Raw genomic sequence first — 3,235 nt, 5'->3', positions numbered from 1 at the left:
TATTGGGGCCTATCCTGTTAATGAGTTTGTTGAGAAGTATTGCAGTGATAATATTGATTTTGAGCCAGGAACAAATTTTCAATATAGCAATTGCGGATATTACATTCTTGGTGCGATAATTGAATCTGTTACAAAAAAAACCTTTGAAGAATCATTGAGTCAGATGATTCTGGAACCAGCTGGAATGATAAATTCAGGCTATGATCATCCTGAAAATATTCTTTCAAATAGGGCTTCAGGGTATGGAGTCGATAATGGAAAACTATTTAATGCCAGGTGTCAAAATATGTCAATCCCATTCTCTGCTGGTGCTTTATACTCTACTGTAGAAGACTTTTTATTATGGGATAAAGTATTAAACTCAAACAACTTATTATCTAAAAAATATACAGACATAATGCTTACCCCATATGTGGCAGGTGAAAACTATGGATATGGATGGTATATTAATAAAGACACTATAACTGATCCTAATAAAACATTTACTGTTTGCTCTCATTATGGTTCTATAACTCAATTCAATAATCTGGTTATTAGAAGATTGGAAGAGAGAATTCTAATAGTGATTTTAAGTAATGTTTATGGAACCCCAATTGGGACTATGAGTAGAGGAATTAACAAAATTCTGCACTCTGGAAAAGCTGATGGATTAATTCCCGAAAAATGAAGCAAAAACTTAAATATATTAAACAGCCTTATGCAAATTTATCGCACATTAAATTTATATATTAATAAATTGGCAATATTTCTAATGCAATTATATTTTTAGTTTCGATTTGTAAACACTTATTAATTTAACTGATGGGAAATACTTTTTTATGGATAACTGTTGGGTTACTGCAAAAATTATTGAAGAGTTAAGGCCGAAAGAATAATCAAAAATTGAGAAAAAAATGAAAAGATTTTTAATTACATTGATTTTAGTACAATTGCAGATTTTACTTGCAAATTGTCAAACCAGCCAAAAAGACTTTCCTGTTTTGAAGGGCTCTTATTTGGGACAAAAACCACCGGGAAATATACCGGAGATATTTGCACCCGGAATAGTTTCACGTGATAATTATTTTGAGCACAGCGCCGCAGTATTTTCACCCGATGGGAATGAAGTGTACTGGTCAGGAAAACCACAGGGAACCCGTTACTTTGAAATAAATTTCATGAAAATAATAAACGGAACTTGGACTGAACCAAAAATTGCTTTTGCTCACAAAGAACGCAATTTTGGCAACCCTGTTTTCTCTTCTGACGGAAATAAACTGTTTTTTAATAAAGATGGAGATATTTGGTTTGTCGAAAGGCAAGGTGATGAATGGTCTAAGGAAACTAAAATATCATCAGTAGTTAACTCTGATGTTTCTGATGACCTGCATACAATAACCAAAGACGGCTCGGTATATTTTAGAAGATATAAACCAAATGAATCATTTGGAAAAAGAGCATTAGTTTATTTCTCAAGAAAAATAAATGGAGATTATACTGACCCAGAACTACTGGAAGGTTCTATTAATTCTGCTGACGAAGAAGAGTCGGCAATATTTGTATCTCCTGATGAAAACTATATGATAATCGAAGCCACCAAGGATAGAATAAACAGTAACCTGTTTATCAGCTATAAGAAGAAGGACGGTTCGTGGTCGGAACGCATAAAACTACCATTTAAAAATGGGCGTTTCCCATCTGTTTCACCCGATGGAAAATACTTGTTCTATATGACACGGGATGAAGGTATCTACTGGGTAAATACATCATTTATTGAAGAATTTAAACCAAAAGGCTTATGAAAAGAATAATATTACTTTTAGTAATCGCGTTTTTATCAATTGTTTCGAAAGGCCAAACAAACCAGAACGACTTCCCAATTTTAAAAGGCCCTTATCTTGGGCAAAAACCACCGGGAATGACACCTGAATTGTTTGCTCCAGGAGTAATTTCACGATCAGATTATTTCGAGCATAGTGCAGCCATTTTCACTCCCGATGGTAATGAGGTTTACTGGGCGGCAAAACCAAATAATGAGAGGTATTATAGAATTTATTGCATGAAAATGGTTGATGGAAAATGGTCAAAACCTGAAGTAGCCAGCTTCTGTAAGGAGAATGAATATTATCAACAATTTACGCTATCGCCGGATGGGAAAAAACTCTATTTTACCAATGGAGAGAAGTTACTATATGTCGAAAAACAAAAGAATGGCTGGAGTTCGCCATCAGATGTGCCAGCAATAATTACATCTGGAACAGATGCAAACATTTGTTGTATCACAAACAATGGATCAATATACTTTATTTCCCGGCCCGGTTATGATATTTATGTTACCCGATTATTGAATGGAAGCTATACAAAACCAGAAAAACTTGGCACGCAAATAAACACTGACGATTACAGAGAAAACTCTGTTTATGTGGCTCCCGATGAAAGTTATATTATAATTGAAGCAACAAAAGATGCGGCTACTTGCGAACTGTTTGTAAGTTTCAGAATGAAGGATAATTCATGGTCGGAACGAAAGAAACTACCCATAAAATGGGGCCGCTTACCCCATGTTTCACCCGATGGTAAGTATTTATTCTTTATGACTCGGGAAGGTATTTACTGGGTATCTTCAAAAATTTTTGAAGAGTTAAGGCAGAAATAAAAGCTAAACATGATAAATAAGTATAGTACATATGAAAAATAATCTTACTATCATTTTTTTATTGTTAATACTCTCAACTAATGCCATTTCTCAAGAAATAGACAAGAAAATAGATGATTTCATTCAACCTTTTACATTAAATAATAACTTCAATGGTGTTGTTTTGGTTGCGCAAAATGGTGAAGTAATCTTTGAAAAGGCTTATGGAATAGCAAACAGAGAGTGGATGATTCCGAATTCTGTTCATACAAAATTCAGAATAGGATCCTTAACCAAGCAATTTACATCTTTCCTTATCATGCAACTAGTTGAGCAAGGGGAAATAGATTTAAATGGTAAGATATGTGATTATCTGGATTATTATCGTAGGGACAATGGGCGTAAAATAACCGTGCATCATTTGCTAACACACACTTCTGGGTTGCCAATATTTTCAGCCATTCCATTACCTGAAGCGCATATTGGGGCCTATCCTGTTAATGAGTTTGTTGAGAAGTATTGCAGTGATAATATTGATTTTGAGCCAGGAACAAATTTTCAATATAGCAATTGCGGATATTACATTCTTGGTGCGATAATTGAATCTGTTACAAAAAAAAC

General features: G+C 34.2%; 4 protein-coding genes. All 4 read left to right on the top strand.

Features of this window, described 5'->3' with window-relative positions; translation table 11 throughout:
- Positions 1-667 (top strand): beta-lactamase family protein (locus KKG99_12905; protein ID MBU1013895.1); only part of this gene is annotated, 667 nt, incomplete at its 5' end.
- A 226-nt stretch (positions 668-893) separates the two neighbouring features.
- On the top strand, positions 894-1,781 hold the full coding sequence (locus KKG99_12900; GenBank protein ID MBU1013894.1) for a hypothetical protein: 888 nt from the start codon (positions 894-896) through the stop codon (positions 1,779-1,781).
- Positions 1,778-2,635: a hypothetical protein gene (locus KKG99_12895; GenBank protein MBU1013893.1), complete on the top strand. Its 858-nt coding sequence runs from the start codon at positions 1,778-1,780 to the stop codon at positions 2,633-2,635. The genes KKG99_12900 and KKG99_12895 overlap by 4 nt, the downstream gene beginning before the upstream one ends.
- Before the next feature lie 31 nt (positions 2,636-2,666).
- A partial coding sequence (locus tag KKG99_12890; protein ID MBU1013892.1) for a beta-lactamase family protein occupies positions 2,667-3,235 on the top strand: 569 nt, incomplete at its 3' end.

It is taken from the genome of Bacteroidota bacterium (assembly GCA_018816945.1).
In the GTDB taxonomy this organism is placed as follows: domain Bacteria; phylum Bacteroidota; class Bacteroidia; order Bacteroidales.
This window is presented reverse-complemented; position numbering and strand designations above follow the sequence as displayed.

Excerpts from the sequence above, each read along its gene's own strand:
- KKG99_12900 (MBU1013894.1), top strand. The coding sequence starts at position 894 with ATGAAAAGATTTTTAATTACATTGATTTTAGTACAATTGCAGATTTTA.
- KKG99_12895 (MBU1013893.1), top strand. The coding sequence starts at position 1,778 with ATGAAAAGAATAATATTACTTTTAGTAATCGCGTTTTTATCAATTGTT.